Annotated in this window: 18 protein-coding genes; 15 read left to right on the top strand and 3 right to left on the bottom strand. The window is 70.1% G+C overall.

Annotation, left to right across the window (positions count from 1 at the left end; translation table 11 throughout):
* Positions 1–5 precede the first annotated feature (5 nt).
* Positions 6–3,161, bottom strand: a complete 3,156-nt coding sequence (locus ACFOPI_RS19410; protein WP_382177569.1) for an efflux RND transporter permease subunit — start codon at positions 3,159–3,161, stop codon at positions 6–8.
* An 8-nt stretch (positions 3,162–3,169) separates the two neighbouring features.
* The gene (locus ACFOPI_RS19405) at positions 3,170–4,282 is read right to left on the bottom strand and encodes an efflux RND transporter periplasmic adaptor subunit (protein WP_382177566.1); all 1,113 of its coding nucleotides are present in this window, start codon (positions 4,280–4,282) and stop codon (positions 3,170–3,172) included.
* 180 nt (positions 4,283–4,462) lie between these two features.
* On the opposite strand from ACFOPI_RS19405, the gene hpnC reads away from it, so the two are divergent.
* The gene (hpnC, locus tag ACFOPI_RS19400; protein ID WP_382177563.1) at positions 4,463–5,368 is read left to right on the top strand and encodes a squalene synthase HpnC; all 906 of its coding nucleotides are present in this window, start codon (positions 4,463–4,465) and stop codon (positions 5,366–5,368) included.
* On the opposite strand, the gene ACFOPI_RS19395 is transcribed toward hpnC, so the two are convergent.
* Positions 5,343–6,134 (bottom strand): sensor histidine kinase, encoded by a 792-nt coding sequence (locus ACFOPI_RS19395; RefSeq protein WP_382177560.1) that lies wholly within the window; start codon positions 6,132–6,134, stop codon positions 5,343–5,345. The genes hpnC and ACFOPI_RS19395 overlap by 26 nt on opposite strands.
* Before the next feature lie 304 nt (positions 6,135–6,438).
* On the opposite strand from ACFOPI_RS19395, the gene ACFOPI_RS19390 reads away from it, so the two are divergent.
* From ACFOPI_RS19390 to pufA, 14 genes are all read left to right on the top strand, one after another.
* Positions 6,439–7,155, top strand: coding sequence for a Crp/Fnr family transcriptional regulator (locus ACFOPI_RS19390; protein ID WP_382177557.1), 717 nt, complete (start codon positions 6,439–6,441; stop codon positions 7,153–7,155).
* An 86-nt stretch (positions 7,156–7,241) separates the two neighbouring features.
* Entirely contained in the window at positions 7,242–8,267 is a 1,026-nt protein-coding gene (bchI, locus tag ACFOPI_RS19385) for a magnesium chelatase ATPase subunit I (protein WP_382177554.1), read from the top strand.
* Positions 8,264–10,081 carry a magnesium chelatase subunit D gene (locus ACFOPI_RS19380; protein WP_382177552.1) on the top strand — a complete coding sequence of 606 codons (1,818 nt, stop codon included), beginning with the start codon at positions 8,264–8,266 and terminating at the stop codon, positions 10,079–10,081. The genes bchI and ACFOPI_RS19380 overlap by 4 nt, the downstream gene beginning before the upstream one ends.
* Positions 10,082–10,086: 5 nt before the next feature.
* Entirely contained in the window at positions 10,087–11,010 is a 924-nt protein-coding gene (gene bchO, locus ACFOPI_RS19375) for an alpha/beta fold hydrolase BchO (protein ID WP_382177550.1), read from the top strand.
* Positions 11,011–11,043: 33 nt separating this feature from the next.
* Positions 11,044–12,288, top strand: coding sequence for a Coenzyme F420 hydrogenase/dehydrogenase, beta subunit C-terminal domain (locus tag ACFOPI_RS19370; protein WP_382177547.1), 1,245 nt, complete (start codon positions 11,044–11,046; stop codon positions 12,286–12,288).
* 123 nt (positions 12,289–12,411) lie between these two features.
* Positions 12,412–13,338, top strand: coding sequence for a polyprenyl synthetase family protein (locus ACFOPI_RS19365; RefSeq protein ID WP_382177545.1), 927 nt, complete (start codon positions 12,412–12,414; stop codon positions 13,336–13,338).
* Between the two features lie 5 nt (positions 13,339–13,343).
* Positions 13,344–14,543 (top strand): methyltransferase, encoded by a 1,200-nt coding sequence (locus ACFOPI_RS19360; protein ID WP_382177542.1) that lies wholly within the window; start codon positions 13,344–13,346, stop codon positions 14,541–14,543.
* Entirely contained in the window at positions 14,540–15,484 is a 945-nt protein-coding gene (gene bchC / locus ACFOPI_RS19355) for a chlorophyll synthesis pathway protein BchC (protein ID WP_382177540.1), read from the top strand. The genes ACFOPI_RS19360 and bchC overlap by 4 nt, the downstream gene beginning before the upstream one ends.
* On the top strand, positions 15,484–16,491 hold the full coding sequence (locus tag ACFOPI_RS19350) for a chlorophyllide a reductase iron protein subunit X (RefSeq protein ID WP_382177538.1): 1,008 nt from the start codon (positions 15,484–15,486) through the stop codon (positions 16,489–16,491). Before bchC ends, ACFOPI_RS19350 begins: the two co-directional genes overlap by 1 nt.
* Positions 16,492–16,510: 19 nt before the next feature.
* The gene (bchY, locus tag ACFOPI_RS19345; protein ID WP_382177535.1) at positions 16,511–18,058 is read left to right on the top strand and encodes a chlorophyllide a reductase subunit Y; all 1,548 of its coding nucleotides are present in this window, start codon (positions 16,511–16,513) and stop codon (positions 18,056–18,058) included.
* Positions 18,045–19,526: a chlorophyllide a reductase subunit Z gene (gene bchZ / locus ACFOPI_RS19340; protein WP_382177533.1), complete on the top strand. Its 1,482-nt coding sequence runs from the start codon at positions 18,045–18,047 to the stop codon at positions 19,524–19,526. The genes bchY and bchZ overlap by 14 nt, the downstream gene beginning before the upstream one ends.
* Before the next feature lie 145 nt (positions 19,527–19,671).
* A complete protein-coding gene (gene pufB, locus ACFOPI_RS19335) occupies positions 19,672–19,815 on the top strand; it encodes a light-harvesting antenna LH1, beta subunit (protein ID WP_066258988.1) in 144 nt (47 codons plus the stop codon).
* A 39-nt stretch (positions 19,816–19,854) separates the two neighbouring features.
* Complete coding sequence (locus tag ACFOPI_RS19330; RefSeq protein WP_066258987.1) at positions 19,855–20,079, top strand: hypothetical protein; 225 nt, start codon at positions 19,855–19,857, stop codon at positions 20,077–20,079.
* A 12-nt stretch (positions 20,080–20,091) separates the two neighbouring features.
* Positions 20,092–20,292, top strand: a complete 201-nt coding sequence (pufA, locus tag ACFOPI_RS19325) for a light-harvesting antenna LH1, alpha subunit (RefSeq protein WP_066258983.1) — start codon at positions 20,092–20,094, stop codon at positions 20,290–20,292.
* Positions 20,293–20,370 lie beyond the last annotated feature (78 nt).

The raw sequence follows: 20,370 nt of genomic DNA, 5'->3' as shown, positions 1-20,370 counted from the left end.
CGTGCTCAGGCGTCTTTCCGGACCCTGAACCAGGCGGCGTACATCGCCGGCAGTGCCAGCAGCGTGAGCACGGTCGCGACGATCAGCCCACCCATGATGGCCACCGCCATCGGCCCCCAGAACACGCTGCGGGAGAGCGGAATCATGGCCAGCACCGCCGCCGCGGCCGTCAGCACGATGGGCCGCATGCGGCGCACCGCAGCTTCCACGATCGCGTCCCAGGCCAGCACACCGCGGGCGCGGTCCTGCTCGATCTGGTCGATCAGGATCACTGAATTGCGCACGATCATGCCGAACAGCGCGATCACGCCCAGCAGTGCCACGAAACCGAAAGGACGGTTCAACAGCAGCAGCGCACCAGCCACGCCGGCGATACCCATGAACCCGGTGACAAACGCCAATATTGAGCGGCTGAAGCTCTGCAGTTGCAACATAAGGAGCGTAAGGGTGATGAACAGCATGACTGGCATCCCCGCGGCGATCGACGAGGAACCCTTGCTGCTCTCCTCCACCGCACCAGCCACCTGCACGTGGTAGCCGGTCAGCCCTTTGGCCAGCCAGCCGGCCTCGGCCTGGCGCAGCGCCGGCAGCAGTTCGGCGGTCACGGTGGCGCCCTGCAGACCCTCGACCACGTCGCCCTGCACCGTGATCGCGTAGTCGCGGTTTTCGCGCCACATCACACCCGGCTCCCAGCCGAACACCGGTTTCGCGATCTGCGACAGCGGGATGCTCTTGCCGCTGGCGGTCGGGATGTAGGCGTTGTCCAGGCTGGTGATCGCATCGCGCTCGGAGAGCGGCTGGCGCAGCACGATGTCGATCAGCTTGTCACCATCGCGGTACTGGCCGACGGTGCTGCCGCTCAGGATGGTGCGGGTGGCGTTGGCAATCGACTGGCTGGACACACCCAGCGCGCGGGCTTTGGTCTGGTCGACCTCCAGACGCAGCGCCTTCACCGACTCGTTCCAGTTGTCGTTGACGCCGCGCATGCTGGGGCTGGCCCGCATCAGGCCCTTGACCTCGTCGGCCAGACCGCGCAGCACCGCGGGGTCGGTACCCACCACACGAAACTGCACCGGGTACGGCACCGGCGGACCGTTGGGCAGGAGCTTGACCCGCCCGCGCACCTCGGGAAATTCGGTGGCCAGCAGTTCGGGCAGCGCCTTGCGGATGCGCTCGCGCGCTGCCAGGTCCTCGGGCAACACGATCATCTGCGACACATTGGTCTGCGGAAAGATCTGGTCCAGCGGCAGGTAAAAGCGCGGCACGCCCGATCCCACCCAGGTGCTGACGCTCAACACGCCGGGCTCGCGGGCCAGCCGGGCCTCGACACGCCGCGCCACCTCGTCCGTTGCAGCCACGCTGGCACCCTCGGGCAACCAGATGTCGACCAGCACCTCGGGGCGGGCCGAGTCGGGGAAGAACTGCTGCTGCACCTTGCCCATGCCCGCCATGCCCAGCACGAAGGTGACGATGGTCAGACCGATGGTGATCCAGCGGTGCTCGACGCACCAGTTCACCAGCGCGCGGAATTTCACGTAGAACGGGCCGTCGAACACCTCGTGCGCCGGCCCGGTGTGGGCCTTGACCTTGAGCAGCCGCACGCCCAGGTAGGGCACGAACATCACCGCCACCAACCACGAAATGACCAGGGCGATCACGGTGACAGCGAAGATGGCGAACGTGTACTCGCCGACCGTCGAATTGGCCAGCCCGATGGGCAGAAAGCCAGCCGCTGTGATCAGCGTGCCCGTGAGCATCGGCATCGCCGTAGCGTCCCAGGTGAAGGTGGCCGCCTTCACCATGGAGTAGCCCTCTTCCAGCTTGCGCACCATCATCTCGACCGCGATGATCGCGTCGTCCACCAGCAGGCCCAGCGCGATGATCAGCGAGCCCAGCGAGATCTTGTGCAGGCCAATGTTCCAGTAGCGCATGGCCAGGAAGGTGATCGCCAGCACCAGCGGGATGGTGATGAGCACCACCAGACCGGGACGCATGTCCAGCACGTAGCGGCGCAGACCGGTGCCGCCCTCGCGGCGGTGCAGGCCCAGGCTCACGAAGCTGACCGCCAGCACGATCAGCACCGCCTCGATCAGCACCTTGACGAATTCGTTGACCGAATGACTGACGGCGCTGGGCTGGTCCTGCACCTGCACCAGCTCCATGCCCGCAGGCAGGTGGCTGCGGATGTCGATCAGCGCGGTCTCCAGCGCCTTGCCCAGCGCGATGATGTCACCGCCCTTGGTCATGGAAATGCCCAGTGCGATGCTGTCCAGACCGTTGTGGCGCACCAGCACCTGAGGCGGGTCGATGTAGCCCTGGCGGATCTGCGCGATGTCGCCCAGCCGCAGCTGGGTGCCGTTGGCGGCGCGGATCGGCATGGCCCGCAACTGGTCGACCGAGCCGAAGGCGCCGGCCACGCGCACCTGCACCACGTCGTGCGGCGCCTGTACGGTGCCGGCCGGCTCGACCGCGTTCTGCTGCCCCAGTGATGCCAGCACCTGCTGCATGTCCAGCCCCAGCGTGGCCAGCCGTTGGTGCGAAATCTCGATGAAGAGCTTCTCGTCCTGCACGCCAAACAGCTCGACCTTGTTCACGTCCTTCACGCGCAGCAGCTTCTGGCGCACCTCGTCGGCCACGCGCTTGGTCTCGGCCGGGGAAAAACCCTGGCCCTGCAGCGCGTAGATGACCCCGAACACGTCGCCGAACTCGTCGTTGAAGAACGGACCGATCACCCCCTGCGGCAGGGTCGACCGGATGTCCCCCACCTTTTTGCGCACCGTGTACCAGGTCTGCGGGATCTCCGAAGCCGGCGAGTTGTCGCGCACCTGGAACAGGATCAGCGTCTCACCTGGCTTGGAGTAGCTGCGGATCTTGTCGGCATAGGGCACCTCCTGCAGCGTCTTCTCGATGCGGTCGGCCACCTGTTCGGACACTTCCTGCGCAGTGGCGCCCGGCCAGTAGGCGCGCACCACCATGGCACGGAAGGTGAACGGCGGGTCTTCGTCCTGCCCGAGCTGGAAGTAGGCCGCGATGCCCAGCAGCATCAGCACGATCATCAGGTAGCGGGTGAAGGCCTGGTGGTCCAGCGCCCACTGGGACAGGTTCATGCGCGAGATCCAGGAGTCCTGCGCGCCGGAGGGATTGGGATGGCTCTGGCTCATCGTCCACCTCAGGGCTTGCCGGCCGCGGCGAAGCGGGTGACCTGCTGGCCGGGCGAGAGCACATGCACACCGGCCGCGACGATTTCTTCGCCGTCCTTGAGGCCCGACACCACCAGGATTTCGTTGCCATCGGCGCCCGACACCACCACGGTGCGCATGTTCACCCGTCCGGTGGCCGGGTCGAACACCCAGACCGCCGTGTCCTTGCCGCCTCCGTTGGCCTGGATGAGAGCGCTGGTGGGCAACCGCACCGGCGCCGGTTCGGCGGGCGCGCCCGAGGCGCCGTCGGCAAACACCGCCGACACCGTGGTCCCCAGCGCCACGCGAGCGTCGGCGGGCAGGCCAAGCTTGACCTGGAAGGTCCGCGTCAGCGGATCGGCGCTGGCAGCGATCTCTCGCACCTGGGCGGCCAGCGGCTCTGGAGACGCCTGGCCCGAGGTCCACGGCCGCACCCGTGCGGCCTGACCGACCTTCAGCAGCGCCACCCGGTCTTCAGGCACCGCGATCACCGCGTCGCGCGCACCATCGCGCGCCAGCCGGACCACCGGCGCGCCGGCCGCCACCACCTGCCCCACCTCGGCTTCCACCGACACCACCACACCAGGGCCATCGGCCACCAGCCGGGCGTAGCCAGCCTGGTTGCCCTGCACCGCGCCCTGTGCACGCGCCTGGCGCAGCGCCGCCTCTGCCGCATCAAGGGTGGCCTGGCGGCGTTCGATTTCGGCACCGCTCACGAACCCCTGGGCCTTCAGGTCAGAGAAGCGCTTGAGGTCGGCGGCGGCCAGGTCGCGCTGGGTCTGCGCGGCAACGATCTGGGCCTGCGCCGCCTGTGCCGCGAGCGCCAGGTCCTGGGCATCCAGCTGGGCCAGCAACTGCCCGGCCACCACACGCTGGCCCACCTCCACCGGCCGCTGCACGAGCTTGCCACCGACACGGAAGCCCAGGCGCGATTCGGCCCGCGCCCGGATCTCGCCCGCGTAGCCGCTCTGGGACTGCACCGCCGTGCGGGACACCGTCATCAGCTTCACCGCCCGCACCGGTTCCTTGGGCGCTTCGGGACGGGAACAGGCGCCCAGCAACAGGGCAACCACCAGGACAGGGACATGCAGCAGTGTCTTCATGGCAAAGGCGGAGAGCGTTGAGAGAAGCGGCGGACTGGCACCCATATTAATGACTGACCGGTTAGTAATCAATTCTAGCGCCATCGGCGTTCCGGTGTCGACGCACAATCCGGCGACTGTGCCTGCCGCGCAGCCCGGTTTCCACCCTTTCCCCGTCAACCCCTGCAGCGCCCGCCGCCCATGCCATCGTCCGCCAGCCCAATGACCACCGAGGTCGGTCACTATGAAAATTTTCCGGTGGCGTCCTGGCTCTGCCCGGCAGCGATCCGTCCGGCGGTGGTGGCGATCTACCACTTCGCGCGCACCGCAGACGACATCGCGGACGAAGGCACGACCACCGCGCCCGACCGGCTGGACCAGCTGTCGGCTTATCGCGCTGCGCTGGCGCGCTGTCTGTCGACGCCGGCTCAGCCCGTGGAGGCGGTGCAGTGGCCCCAGGTATTCGGTCCGCTGGCCAGGGCGGTGGAACGCCACCGGCTGCCGGGCGAACTGCTGCACGACCTGCTGAGCGCTTTCGAGCAGGACATCCGCCACACCGCCAGCGGCCATGTGTACGCCGACACCGCAGAACTGCTGGCCTATTGCCGCCTCTCGGCCAACCCGGTCGGGCGCCTGCTCCTGCACCTGTACGGCATCCACGACGGTGAATCGCTGCGCCAGAGCGACGCGGTGTGCAGCGCGCTGCAGCTGATCAACTTCTGGCAGGACATCTCGGTCGACCACGCCCGGGGGCGGCACTACCTGCCCGCCGATGCGCTGCAGCGCCACGGACTGCGGCTGGAGGACTTCTCGGCCGGCGCGCCGCCCGAGGTGCAGGAACGCTGCCGGCAGGCGGTTCTCCACCTGTGCCAAGAGGCACGGGCGCTGATGCTCGATGGGGCGTCGCTGGCTCGCCGCATTCCCGGGCGGGCCGGCTGGGAACTGCGCCTGGTGGTCCAGGGTGGCCTGCGCATCCTGGACAAAATCGCCGCCATCGATCACCGGAGCTGGCTGCAGCGACCAACCGTCGGCAAGGCCGACCTGCCGCTGATGCTCTGGCGGGCGCTGGCTGGAACGAACCTCAGCCCGCGTCGGCCGGCAGGCTGAAACCGAAACGGGCGCCTTCGCCGGGCCGGGCCGTGGCCCAGACCCGGCCACCGTGGCATTCGACAATGCGCCGCACCATGGCCAGTCCCACCCCCAGGCCCGGGGCTGGCGCGCCCTGCGCACGCTGGAACAGCCCGAACAGCTCGGCCGCCTTCTCCGGCTCGAAGCCGAGACCGTTGTCGTGCACGAAATAGGCGTGACCACCAGGCACCGCCTCGTAGCTGACTTCGACGCAGGGCCGCTCATGGCTGAGGGAGTGGCGCAGCGCGTTGTCCAGCAACTCTTCCCAGACCCGGCGCAGCAGCGCTGCGTCGGCAAATGCAGGCGGCAGACCCGGCGCCAGCACGCACGACACGGGATGGTTGCGCTGGCCCAGCTGAAGGTCTCGAAGGACCACCCGCACCATCTTCTCCACATCCACATGGACCGGGTGGAGGTCCGCCGCCTGCAGCCGCGCCAGCGCAGAGACCGACTCCATCAGGTGTTGCAGCCGCCGCGTGGAGTCCATCACCTTGTGCGACAGGCGCGTCACCTGGCCCGGCTGCCCGGCATAGGCAGGATCGCCCAGCAGCTGCGCGTAGCTCGCCACGTGCCGCAGCGATGTCCGCAGATCGTGGGCGAGCGCATGGGAAATGTCACGCAGCGTCTGCTCGGCAGAAGCCAGCCGGGCGGCGATGGCCGGATCGACCACGGTGCCGGTCCCCGACGGCGACGCCGGGTCGGAACGCAGCGCGAGCGGGTGGTGTGAATCTCTGGGCGAAGTCATGGCAGGAAGGCGGCGTCTGGAAGAAGGCGAAAGACCTGCATGTGGCAAGCGTCCGACACTAACCCCTGCGAGCGTGCAAACCTTTGCTCCCTTGCGGCCAGTGCCCAACTCAGGTGCATTTATTTATTACGAATGTGACGGCACACGCAGTTTGTGAAGCCGCCATTCGGGCCTCTGTGGCAAATACAAGGTTCTCCCGGGCGCGATGTGCCGCCAACCCTCAAGCGCGGGAGGGATGCGCCGATGGACCAGGAACGGTTCGTCGACACCCTGCACCCGCCGGCTGCGGCGAACCGCCCGATCCATGTCGCCTTCTGAAGCACCTCCCGCCGATCCCGCCCTGCACTGCCTGGGCTGTGCAGCGCGCAACAGTTGCCTGGTCGGCCAGCTGCCGCGCATTCAGCAGGACCGTCTGGGCCCTCTGATCCTGGAACAGCGGTTCCGCAAAGGCGAGGTCTTGCAGGCCGAAGGTACGGAGGTGGAAGTGGTGCGCACCATCAAGCTGGGCACGGTGATGCTCACCCGCTTGGGGCCGGATCGCGTGATGCGCCCGGTGGCGCTGGTCGGGCGCGGACACCTCATGGGGCTGATGGGCCTGCTGGGCCAGACCACACAGGTCGGGGCGCAGGCGCTGTCGCCCGGACGGATCTGCGAAGTGCCGGTCGCAGCCATGCTCAGCGCCCTGGACAAGGACCCGGCCCTCCAGGACGCCCTGCACCAACAGATCAGCCGGACCATCGCCCGCCTGGCCGACTGGGGGCAGACGATGCGGCTGCGCGGCCTGCACCGCCAGCTGGTGGCCACGCTGATGCTGCTGGCGCACGAACAGGGCACCCGCATGGTCCGCATCCCCAGCCATGTCGCGCTGTCGGAGCTGCTGCGGACCACGCGCGAGTCGGTGGCGCGCACCCTGCGCCAGCTGGAAGACCAGGGCCATCTGCAGCGCAACGACCGCTGGCACGCGACGCTGGCGCCCGGCCATGAACGCGTGTTCACCGAAGACGGGACGGTCCCTTCCTGAGGGGTACAACGGCTGTGTCCATTTATATTGACACTTTCATCTGTACAGATCACTAAAAACAGACCGCCTGTGCCATACTGAATTGCATGGCACATGCATTCCCCTTCTCCGCGATCGTGGGTCAGGAAGAGATGAAGACGGCGATCCTGATCGCCGCCATCGACCCCAGCATCGGGGGCGTGCTGGTGCTCGGCGACCGGGGCACCGGCAAATCGACCGCCGTGCGCGCACTGGCCGCACTGCTGCCCGCCATCAAGGCTGTGGTGGGATGCCGTTATGGCTGCGACCCGCAGGACCCGACCATCCGCTGTCCCGACTGCGCCCGCCTGCGCGAGGGCAAAGCGCCCAAGTCCCACAGCATCCCGGTGCCAGTGGTCGACCTTCCGCTGGGCGCGACCGAAGACCGCGTGGTGGGCGCGCTGGACCTGGAGCGCGCGCTGTCGCAGGGCGTCAAGGCTTTTGAACCCGGTCTGCTGGCCCAGGCCAACCGCGGCTTTCTCTACATCGACGAGGTCAACCTGCTGGAAGACCACCTGGTGGACCTGCTGATCGACGTGGCCGCCTCGGGCGAAAACGTGGTCGAGCGCGAGGGCTTGAGCGTGCGCCACCCCGCACGCTTCGTGCTGGTGGGCAGTGGCAACCCCGAAGAAGGTGAGCTGCGGCCCCAACTGCTGGACCGCTTCGGTCTCTCGGTCGAGGTGAAGACGCCCGACCAGCTGGCCGAGCGGGTCGAGGTGGTGCGCCGGCGCGACGCGTTCGAGCGCGACGGCGAGGCTTTTGTGACGGCCTGGAAGAAGGAGGACGAGCGCATCCGTCGCCGCCTGCTCGCGGCGCGCACACGGCTGGCACAGGTGGACTTGACCGAAACCGCGCGCGAACGGGCCGCCACGCTGTGCATGGCCCTGGGCACCGACGGCCTGCGCGGCGACCTGACCCTGATGCGCGCCGCACGCGCCCTGGCCGCCTGGGAGGGCGATGCCGCCGTCGGCGACACCCACCTGCGGCGCATCGCCGCGCCGGCGCTGCGGCACCGTCTGCGCCGCAATCCGCTGGACAACAGCGGGTCCAGCGCGCGGGTCGAGCGCGCTGTCGCCGAACTGCTGGGGCCATGAATCCCTGGGACAGCGCCCGCCTCAGCGTCCGCATGGCGCTGGCCGCGGCGCTGCTGGCGGTGGACCCGTCCGGCCTGGGCGGCGTCGCCCTGCGCGGCCCCGCCGGCCCGCTGCGCGACCAGTGGCTGGCGTTGCTGCGCAGGCTGCTGCCACCCGGTTCGCCCTGGCTGCGCGTGCCGTCCCACGCCGGCGACGCCGCCCTGCTCGGCGGTCTGGACCTCAACGCCACGCTGGAAACCGGCCGCCCGGTGGCGCAGCCGGGGCTGCTGGCACGGGCCGATGGCGGCGTGCTGGTCTTGCCCATGGCCGAGCGCGTGTCACCGGGCGTGGCCTCCCGCCTGTCGGCGGTGGTCGACCGTCAGCAGGTGGTGCTGGTGCGCGAGGGACTGAGCCTGCGCAGCCCGGCCCGGTTCGCCCTGCTGGCGCTGGACGAAGGGATGGCCGACGAGGAGCGCCCGCCGGCCGCGCTGCTGGACCGGCTGGCCCTGCACCTGCTGACCGAACCTGCGCCCGAGGGAGAGATCCCGCCCGACTGGCTCGCCGCCGACATCGAACGGGCGCAGATGCGACTGCCCCACGTGACCCTGCCCGAGCCGGTGCTGCAGGGCCTGTGCGCGGCGGCGCTGGCCTGGGGCATCGACTCGCTGCGCGCGCCGCTGATGGCGGTGCGGGTGGCGCGGGCGGCGGCGGCGCTGGACGGTCGAAACGAGGTCGACGACACGCACGCCGCCCTGGCCGCCGCGCTGGTGCTGGCGCCGCGCGCGACCCGGATGCCGCCGCCCGCCACCAGCGACGACGCCGATCCGCACCCTTCGCCTGCCGAACCCGGCCCGGCTCCGCAGGCCGCTGCCTCCCCGCCGGCTCCGCACCGACCCGACGAACACCCGGCAGACCGCGACGCCGCACAAGACACCGGACAGCCCGAGCAGGCCGCGCTGGAAGACCGGCTGGTCGAGGCCGTCCGCGCCTCGATCCCGCCCGGGCTGCTGGCCGCACTGCAGGCCGGCCAGGCGCGCCAGGCCCGTGCCAGTGCCGCCGGCCGGGCGGGTGCCGCGAGCAAACACCCCAACCGGGGTCGCCCGGTCGGCAGCCGGCGCGCCGAGCCGCGCTCCGGCGCGCGCCTGCACGTGCTGGACACCCTGCGCGCAGCGGCGCCCTGGCAACGCCTGCGGCAGGAAGCCGCGGGCGGGCCGGCGCGGCTGCGCGTGCGCCGCGAGGACTTTCACGTGGTGCGCTACCGGCAGCACCGGCCGACCACCACGGTGTTTGTGGTCGACGCCTCTGGCTCGTCCGCCCTGCACCGGCTGGCCGAGGCCAAGGGCGCGGTCGAGCTGCTGCTGGCCGAGTGCTATGTGCGGCGCGACCGGGTGGCCGTGCTGGCGTTTCGCGGCGCCGGCACCGAGCTGCTGCTGCCGCCCACCCGCTCGCTCACGCGCGCCAAACGCAGCCTGGGCGCCCTGCCCGGCGGTGGCGGCACGCCACTGGCCAGCGGCATCGCGGCCGCGGCCGAACTCGCCGGCCAGCTCACCCGCGGTGGCGACTCGGCCACCGTGGTGCTGCTGACGGACGGCCGCGCCAACATCGCACGCGACGGCTCGCCGGGGCGCACGCAGGCCCAGCAGGACGCGCTGGCCGCCGCGCAGCGCTTCCGCGCCGAGGGGCTGAGCGCCCTGCTGATCGACACCTCGCCGCAGCCCTCCGACCCGGCCCGCACCCTGGCCGAGGCCATGGGCGCCGCCTACCTGGCGCTGCCGCATGCGGGGGCCGAGGGGCTGGCGAAGGCGGTTCAATGGGCGGCGGGTCCCACCCGCTGAACACCATGCCGCGCCGACTCGACTGGCAACGGGACGGGCCCGGCTGGCCCCACCACGAGCACAGCCGCTTCGTGCTGGCCGGCGGACTGCACTGGCACACCCAATGGTTCGACGGGCCGGGCGCCGACGCGCCCTGCGCCCTGCTGCTGCACGGCACCGGCGCCTCGACCCACTCCTGGCGCACGCTGGCGCCGCTGCTGGCTCGGCGCTGCCGGGTGCTGACGCTGGACCTGCCCGGCCACGCCTTCACCGGCCGCCCGCCCGGCGGCATGGGCGCCCCCCAGTTCTCGCTGCCCGGCATGGCGCGCGCAGTGCACAGCCTGCTCAAGGCGCTGGGCTGCACGCCGGACCTGGTGGTCGGGCACTCGGCCGGCGCGGCCATCGGCATCCGCATGTGCCTGGACGGACTGATCGCCCCCCGTCTGGTGGTCGGCATCAACGCCGCCCTGCTGCCGCCGGCCGGGCTGGCCGGACCGCTGTTTGCACCCGCGGCCAAGCTGCTCGCCGCCGCGCCATGGGTGCCGCGGCTGTTCGCCTGGCGCGCCCACGAACCCACGGTGCTGCAGCGCCTGCTGCAGGGCACCGGCTCGGTGCTCGACGCCGACACCGCCGCCCTGTACCGCCAATTGGTCGGGTGCCCCGAACACGCCGCGGGCGCGCTGGGCATGATGGCCAACTGGGACCTGCAGACCTTCGCTCGCGACCTGCCGCGGCTGCAGGTGCCCCTGCTGTTGCTGGCGGCGTCGCAAGACCGCACCGTGCCGCCAGCCCAGGCGCAGGAGGTGCTGGCGCGCCTTTCACCGGCCGCACAGGCGCGCGTGGTGGACCTGCCCGGCCTGGGCCACCTCGCGCACGAGGAACAGCCCGCGCTGGTGGCCTCGCACATCCTCTCGGCCCTGGGCGAGCCCGCGGCGGCGGCCTGCGCCTGACCCGGCACTGCCCCGATCCTCGCCGGACCCGCCGTGAACACCCCCCAGCCGCCCTGGCACCCCGACCTGCCCGAGGGCCCGCCGCGCCGGCTGTGCACCGACTGCGGACTCTCGCGCACCAGCGACCCGCGCCGCTGCGGCCAGGCATGCCAGTTCATCCAGCCCGACTACCCGGCGCTGGAGCAGCGGGTACACGGCCGCACGCGCGCCACCGCGGGCGCGCCCGCCACGGCCGACAGCGGGGGCGACGACGAGCGCTTTTTCGGACCGTTCCGCCAGATGCACCAGGCCCGCCTGCGCCATCCGCTGCCCGGCGCGCAGTGGACCGGCATCACCACCCGCATCGCTCAGCGGCTGCTGGAGACCGGCGAGGTGGACGCGGTGATCGCGATGGCGCCGCACCCGGACGATCCCTGGCGGCCCCTGCCGGTGGTGGTGACCCGGGCCGAGGACATGGCGTTGTGCCGCGGCATGCGCATGGGTTATGCGCCGCTGATCGCCCTGGTCGAGCCGGCGCTGCAGCGGGGCCTCACGCGCCTGGCGGTCATCGGCATCCCCTGCCAGATCTACGCCCTGCGCGCCATCCAGCCGCAACTCGAACGCGAATATGGCCTGCAGGCCCTGCACGTCATCGGCATCCCCTGTTCCGACAACACCAGCACCGAGCGCTTCCACCAGTTCCTCGAACTCGTCTCGGACCGGCCGCAGGACGTGAACTACCTGGAGTTCCGCGCCGACTACCGGGTCGAGATGCGCATGAAGGACGGCGCGGTGCGCACCATTCCCTTCCTGCAATTGCCGCTGTCCAAACTGCCGCCGGACTTTTTCCCGCTGACCTGCCGCACCTGCGTGGACTACACCAACACCCTGTCCGACCTCACCGTCGGCTACATGGGGGGCCAGGGTGAGCAGTGGCTGCTGGTGCGCAACGCCCGGGGCCAGGCGCTGCTGGACCTGCTGGGCGACGAGGTGCACTGCCAGGCGCCGGGCAGCGCCGGGCGGCGCGCCGGTGCGGTGCAGGGCTTCCTGAAAAACCTGGAGCGGGCCGCCGGCGGCCTGCCGCTGCGCCGCATGCCGAACTGGCTGCGCCCCGTGGTCGCATGGCTGATGCCCCGGCTGGGCCCGCGCGGGCTGGAGTTCGCCCGCGCCCGCGTCGAGATGAAGGCGCTGGAGACGCTGGTGCACCTGGAGCGGGAGGCGCCAGCCCGCATCAAGACGATGGTGCCCGGGCACGTCCGGGCGCTGGCCCGTCCCTACCGTGCCAAAGATCACGAATAGGTGCTTACCCGTAGCACCGAAGAAATACAGTCATGCGCCATTGACAAACTCATGTGTCATGCTAGATTGACATCAGCGTTTGTCACATGTTGATGACAAACGCTCCACCCGACGAGGGGGCCCATGGACATGTTGGCACGCATACAGCAGGCGCTCGAACAGGAGCTCACCTGCGCGCTCAGCCCCAGCGCTCCGCCCCGGCTCATGGCCGCCATGCGCCACGCCGTCTTCCCCGGTGGCGCCCGCATCCGTCCCCAGCTCTGCCTGGCCGTGGCCCAGGCCTGCGGTGACGACGCCCCCGAACTGACCGACGCCGCCGCCGTCGCCATCGAGCTGCTGCACTGCGCATCGCTGGTGCACGACGACATGCCCTGCTTCGACGACGCCGACCTGCGCCGCGGCCTGCCCTCGGTGCACAAGCTGCACGGCGAGCCGCTGGCCCTGCTCTCGGGCGACGGGCTGATCGTCATGGCCTTCCAGGCCATGGCCCGGGCCGGTGCCCGCCACCCCGGCCGCCTGACCGGCCTGCTCGCCACCCTGTGCTCGGCCGCCGGCGCGCCGGACGGCATCGTCGCCGGGCAGGCCTGGGAGTGCGAACCCCGCGCATCGCTCAGCCGCTACCAGCGCGCCAAGACGGGCGCCCTGTTCGTGGCCTCCACCTGCGCCGGTGCGCAGGCCGCCGGCGCCGACCCGCAGGGCTGGCGCAGCCTGGGCGAATGCCTGGGCGAGGCCTACCAGGTGGCCGACGACATCCGCGACGTGATGCTCGGCAGCGACGAGCTGGGCAAGCCCAGTGGCCAGGACGCGCAGCACCACCGCCCCAGCGCGGCCGACGACCTCGGCCTGGCGGGCGCCCTGAGCTACTTCCAGCAACTGATGCAAGACGCGGTGGACGCCGTGCCCTACTGCGCACACCGCGGGGCCATGCGCGCCCTGGTGCTGCAGGAGTCCGCGCGGCTGATTCCCCCCGACACCTGCGAGCGCATCGCCAGCGCGACCCCGTCGGCGCCGCGCGCCGGCTTCATCCCGCTGCGCAGCGCCGTCGCCTGAACGCCATGGACACCGTGCACAGCCCCTCGTCGATGCCGCTGGCGGTCGCCCCGGCTGGCTGGCGCGAGCGCCTGGCCGCGCGCATCGACCGCTGGAGCACCAGCCCGGCCCTGCACCGCTGGGCCATGGGCTCGGTGATGACGCGCTGGCTGGTGCGCCGCCGCTCGGCCCGGCTGTTCGCCTGCATGGCCGGCTTCGTGCACACCCAGGTGCTGTTGGCCTGCGTGCGGCTGCACCTGCTGGAGACCCTGGCCGAGTCGCCGCGCACGCTGGACGAACTGGCTGCCCTCACCGGCCTGCAGGCGGCCAGCCTGCAGCGCCTGCTCGACTCCGCGGTGGCGATGGGCCTGATGAACCGCCGCAGCTGCGGCCGCTATGGGCTCGGCGCCCTGGGCGCGCCGGTCGCGGCCCACGCCGGCATCCGCGAGATGGTCGAGCACAACGCCACGCTGTACGACGACCTGCGCGACCCGCTGGCCCTGCTGCGCGATCCGAACCAGGCGCAGATGCACACCTACTGGCCCTACACGCCGCACCAGCCGCACGACGGCGCCCCCGCCGAGACCTTCAGCCGCTATTCCGCGCTGATGTCCACCTCGCAGCGCTTCGTGATCGACGAGCTGCTCGCGGCCTACCCCTTTGACGACCATCAGCGCGTGCTGGACGTCGGCGGCGGCATGGGCGGCTGGGTCAGCGCCCTGGCGCAGCGCCATCCCCACCTGCACTGCACCCTGTTCGACCTGCCGCCGGTGGCCGAACTGGCGCGCGAGCAGATCGGGCGGCTGGGCCTGAGCGAACGCGTCACCACCCGCGGCGGCAGCTTCATCACCGACCCGCTGCCGGGCGGCGCCGACCTGGTGACCCTGGTGCGCGTGGCGCACGACCACGACGACGCCACCGTGCTGCGGCTGCTGCGCGCGATCCACGACAACCTGCCGCTGGCCGGCGCGCTGGTGCTGGCCGAGCCCATGGCGCAGGCCGAGGGCGAGAGCCCGATCGACCCCTATTTCCACTTCTACCTGATGGCCATGGGCAGCGGCCGCCTGCGCACGCCGCAGGCCCTGGCCGACCTGATGGCGCAGGCGGGCTTCACCCACATTGAGCTGGCGCCCAGCCCGGTGCCGCTGCACGCCCAGATCCTGGTCGGCCGCAAGTCGCGGGTCCAGGCGAGCCGGGCGGCCACCCTCGCCGGAGGCGCCACATGAAATCCGCCGCCATCGTCTTCCAGAGCCCCTGCCAGCTCTCGGTGCAGTCGCTGGACCTGCGCGCCATGGCGCCCGGCGACATCGAGGTGCAGGTGGAGCACAGCGGCATCAGCACCGGCACCGAGCGCCTGCTCTGGGACGGCAGCATGCCGCCCTTCCCCGGCATGGGCTACCCGCTGGTGCCCGGCTACGAAACCGTGGGCCGCGTGCTGCGCACCCTGGGCGACGTGCCGCTGGCGGTCGGTGACCGCGTGTTCGTGCCCGGCTCCTACAGCTTCGAGGGCGTGCACAACCTGTTCGGCGGCGCCGGCGAGCGCCTGGTGGTGCCGGCCAGCCGCGTGGTGCGCGTGGACAGCACGGGCGCCGAGGCGGTGCTGCTGGCCCTGGCCGCCACCGCGTACCACACCGTCACCTACGGCGGCACGCGCGACCCGGACACGCCGCCCGACCTGATCGTGGGCCACGGCGTCATGGGCCGCCTGCTGGCGCGCCTGACCGTCGCCTCCGGCGCACCGGCCCCGGTGGTCTGGGAAACGCAGGCGCTGCGCCAGAGCGGCGCCGAAGGCTACGAGGTGCGGCACCCCGACGACGACGAGCGCAAGAACTACCGCGCGATCTATGACGTCAGCGGCGACGCGCAGATCCTGCACAAGGTCATTCCCCGCCTGGACAAGGGCGGCGAGGTGGTGCTGGCGGGCTTCTACCACCAGGACATCTCGTTTGCCTATGCACCCGCCTTCATGCGCGAGGCCAGCATCCGCGTCGCCGCCGAATGGAAGCGCGCCGATCTGCTGGCCGTGACGGAACTCGTCAACACCGGACGGCTGTCGCTGGCCGGCCTGATCACCCACACCCAGACGCCCTCACAGGCGCGGGATGCCTACGAGGTCGCCTTTGGCGATCCCCACTGTCTGAAGATGGTCCTGGACTGGAGACACTGATGAACGCCCCTGAAATCAAGAGTCACCCGGTCCACTTTCAGGCCCAGTTGCGCCAGGAGGCCGCCATCGAACCCGATCCGGTCCACACCGGCGAGGTCAAAAAGGACACCCAGATCATCGCGATCTACGGCAAGGGCGGCATCGGCAAGAGCTTCACGCTGGCCAACCTCAGCTACATGATGGCCCAGCAGGGCAAGAAGGTGCTGCTGATCGGCTGCGACCCCAAGAGCGACACCACCAGCCTGCTGTTCGGCGGCCGGGCCTGCCCGACCATCATCGAGACCAGCGCGAAGAAGAAGCTGGCGGGCGAACCGGTGAAGATCGGCGACGTCTGCTTCAAGCGCGACGGCGTCTACGCCATGGAACTCGGTGGCCCCGAAGTCGGCCGCGGCTGCGGCGGGCGCGGGATCATCCACGGCTTCGAGCTGCTGGAGAAGCTCGGCTTCCACGAGTGGGGCTTCGACTACGTGCTGCTCGACTTCCTGGGCGACGTGGTCTGCGGCGGCTTCGGCCTGCCCATTGCGCGCGACATGTGCCAGAAGGTCATTGTCGTCGGCAGCAACGACCTGCAGAGCCTCTACGTCGCCAACAACGTGTGTTCGGCGGTGGAGTACTTCCGCAAGCTCGGCGGCAACGTCGGTGTGGCCGGCATGGTGATCAACCGCGACGACGGCACCGGCGAGGCCCAGGCTTTCGCGTCCGCGGTCGGCATCCCGGTGCTATCGGTCATCCCGGCCGACGACGACATCCGCCGCAAGAGCGCGAGCTACGAAATCATCGGTCGCCCCGACTCGATCTGGGGCCCGCTTTTTGCCCAGCTGGCCGCCAACGTGGACGCCTCATCCCCCATGCGCCCGACTCCTCTGACGCAAGACGGCCTGCTGGGTCTTTTCTCCGCCTCCTCGGTCGGCCGCGATGTGGTGCTGGTGCCGGCCACGGAGTTCGACATGTGCGGCAAGAGCGAGACGGTCAAGCCCTCGCTCGAAGTGGTTTACGACGAAGTCTGAACCCCAACAGCCCGACGCCATGAACGCCGTCATCCCGATCATCCCCGCACCGGCTGGCGCCACCGCCATCGAAGGCGACGGCATGGGCTGCCATGCGGGTGGCGAGACGCTGCTGGCCGCCGCCAAGGCCGCCGGCAAGAGCGAGGTGCTGGCGCAGTACGCGCAGGACTACCCCAAGGGCGACCACGTCGGCCCGCACGACCAGCCCCAGAGCATGTGCCCGGCCTTCGGCTCGCTGCGCGTGGGCCTACGCATGCGCCGCACCGCCACCATCCTCAGCGGCTCGGCCTGCTGCGTGTACGGCCTGACCTTCACCAGCCACTTCTACGGCGCGCGCCGCAGCGTGGGCTACGTGCCGTTCAACAGCGAGACGTTGGTCACCGGCAAGCTGTTCGAGGACATCCGCGAGGCGGTGCACGCCCAGGCCGATCCGTCGCAGCTGGACGCCATCGTCATCATCAACCTCTGCGTACCCACCGCCAGCGGCGTGCCGCTGCAGCTGCTGCCACCCTCGATCAACGGCGTGCGCATCATCGGCATCGACGTGCCCGGCTTCGGGGTGCCGACGCACGCCGAGGCCAAGGACGTGCTGACCGGCGCCATGCTCAGGTACGCACGCCAGGAAGTGCTGGCGGGCCCGGTGCCTGCGCCGCGCCAAGCACGCAGCGACAAGCCGACCATCACCCTGCTGGGCGAGATGTTCCCGGCCGATCCGATGCTGATCGCGCAGATGATCGCGCCCATGGGCCTGGCTGTGGGCACCACGGCACCCACCCGCGAATGGCGCGAGCTGTACGCCGCGCTGGATGGCGCTGCGGTCGCCGCCATCCACCCCTTCTACACCGCCAGCATCCGCGAGTTCGAGGCCGCCGGCCGGCCCATCGTGGGCTCGGCCCCGGTCGGCGTGGACGGCACCCACGATTGGCTGGGCGCCATCGGCGCGGCCACCGGCGTGCCGCAGGCCCTGATCGACACCGCGCGCAACGCCACGCTGGGCGCGATCAGCGGCGTGCTGTCGCAGCAGAAGATCAACGGCCGCATCACGCTCAGCGGCTACGAAGGTTCCGAGCTGCTGGTGGGCCGCCTGCTGGTCGAATGCGGTGCTGACCTGCGCTACGTCGGCTCGGCCTGCCCGGCCACGCCATGGAACGCACACGACGCCGAGTGGCTGCGCAGCAAGGGCGTGCAGGTGCAGTTCCGCGCATCGCTGGAGAACGACCTCGACGCGCTGCACGAGTACCAGCCGCAGCTGGCCATCGGCACCACGCCGGTGGTGCAGGCCGCCAAGGAAGCCTGCGTGCCGGCGCTGTACTACACCAACCTGATTTCAGCCCGCCCGCTGATGGGCGTGGCCGGTGCGGGCTCGCTGATCCAGGTGGTCAACGCCGCCATGGGCAACCAGCACCGTTTCGACGCGATGAAGGAGTTCTTTGGCGGCGTCGGTCAGGGCGACGAGGCCGGCGTGTGGGAAGACGTGCCCAAGCCGTTCCCGAACTTCCGCAAGGAAATGCGCCGTCTCAACGAGAAGGCGGCGAAGAAGCGGGAGGCACAAGATGTTGGTGCTTGACCACGACCGAGCCGGCGGCTACTGGGGTGCCGTCTATGTGTTCACCGCCATCAAGGGCCTGCAGGTGGTGATCGACGGCCCGGTGGGCTGCGAGAACCTGCCGGTCACCTCGGTGCTGCACTACACCGACGCGCTGCCGCCGCACGAACTGCCCATCGTCGTCACCGGCCTCGCCGAAGAACAGCTGGGCCGCGAAGGCACCGAGGGCTCCATGAAGCGCGCCCACGCGGTGCTCGATCCCGAACTGCCCGCGGTCGTCGTCACCGGATCGATCGCCGAAATGATCGGCGGCGGCGTGACGCCCGAGGGCACCAACCTGCTGCGTTTCCTGCCGCGCACCATCGACGAAGACCAGTGGCAGTGCGCCGACCGCGCGATGTTCTGGCTCTGGAGCGAGTACGGCATGAAGAAGGTGCCGGCGCGCAAACCGCCGGCCGAGCGGCCCGCGGGCGAGAAGCCGCGCGTCAACATCATCGGTCCGAGCTACGGCGTGTTCAACAGCGCCAGCGACCTGGCCGAGATCCGCCGCCTGGTGCAGGGCATCGGCGCCGAGATCAACCTGGTGTTCCCGCTGGGCAGCCACCTGTCCGAAGTCTCGCGCCTGGTCGAGGCCGACGTGAACATCTGCATGTACCGCGAATTCGGTCGCATGCTCTGCGAGGCGCTGGACCGGCCCTACCTGCAGGCCCCCATCGGCCTGCACAGCACCACCAAGTTCCTGCGCACGCTCGGCGAGCTGCTGGGGCTGGACCCGGAACCCTTCATCGAGCGCGAGAAGCACACCACCCTCAAGCCGGTGTGGGACCTGTGGCGCTCGGTGACGCAGGACTTCTTCGCCACCGCGAGTTTTGCGGTGGTGGCCAACGGCACCTACGCGCGCGGCCTGCAGCATTTCCTGGAAACCGAGATGGGCCTGCCCTGCCGCTTCGCGGTCTCGCGCAAGGCCGGCGAGAAGACCGACAACGCGGCGGTGCGCGAACTGGTGAAGACGCAGACGCCGCTGATCCTGTTCGGCAGCTACAACGAGCGCATGTACCTGGCCGAGGCGGGGAGCACCGGCCCGATGCGCGCGGCCTTCATTCCCGCCTCGTTCCCCGGCGCCATCATCCGCCGCCACACCGGCACGCCGTTCATGGGCTACAGCGGCGCAACCTACCTGATCCAGGAGGTGTGCAACGCGCTGTTCGAGGCGCTGTTCCACATCCTGCCGCTGGGCACCGACATGGACAAGGTCGACCCGACGCTGGCGCGTGGCGCGGCGGCCGGCCTGGCCACGCCCTGGGACGACCGCGCCCAGACCCGCCTGCACGCCCTGATCTCCAACCAGCCGGTGCTGGTGCAGATCTCGGTGGCCAAGCGGCTGCGCGACACCGCCGAGCAGCGCGCACGCGAAGGCGGCGATGCCGCCGTCAGCGAAGACCACGTCAACACCGCAGGCCGCGAACTCGGCCTGGGAGCGCCGGCATGACGACGACCGCTCGCCGCCAACCCCTTCCGGATTCCGGCCACTGGGCCGGACCACCCCCATGTCGTGGCGCCTCGCTGCGGCTGCCCAGGTTGCGCGGGTCGGGCGCAACGCAGGCCTCACGGCCTTATTGAAAAGGAGCATTCGTATGGCTACGCGGACATCGATTTCCGGCCTGACCGACGAGGAAGCTCAGGAGTTCCACCAGTACTACATCCAGGGCTTCATTGGGTTCACGGCGATTGCCGTGGTGGCCCACGTCCTGGTGTGGTTCTGGCGGCCCTGGCTCTGAGTCCGGACTGGTCTGACTTTTCATGATTGGAGAACTGCCATGAACGTCGTGTCTTATGAGACCCATAAGCCCACTCACCGGGAAGACAAGCTGTCGTTTGTCCTGATCTTTGCACCGTGCTTTCTGTTGCTGCTGTCGGTGGCCCTGCTGGGTCTGCTGGTTGGCCTGCACTGGCAGCAGTGGCTGCCTGGCGCCGAACACAAGACCAGCATCTTCTCGGGCGTGCATGCCGCGGTTTACACGGTCATGTCCCAACTGATCTAAGGAGAAAACATCATGTGGAGAATCTGGCGTCTTTTCGACCCCCTCCGGACCATGGTTGCGCAAGCGGTGTTCCTGTTTGCCATCGCAGTCATGATCCACCTCATCCTGTTGAGCACCAACAAGTTCAACTGGCTCGACGGCCCGAAAAAGGCCCCGGCGGCCGCGGCGCAACTCGCCCCGATGCCCGCAGCCACCCCTTCTGCGACGTCCTGAACGCCGCACGAGGTGTGCAGATGCTGCGACTGCGCGGGGGCACAGCGCAGCATCTACGCCCCTCCCCCATTCGATTGC

Source organism: Hydrogenophaga luteola, assembly GCF_042648585.1.
Classification (GTDB): Bacteria; Pseudomonadota; Gammaproteobacteria; order Burkholderiales; family Burkholderiaceae_C; genus Hydrogenophaga; species Hydrogenophaga luteola.
The sequence above is the reverse complement of the archived record's forward strand: the minus strand, read 5'-3'. Positions and strand labels throughout refer to the sequence as shown.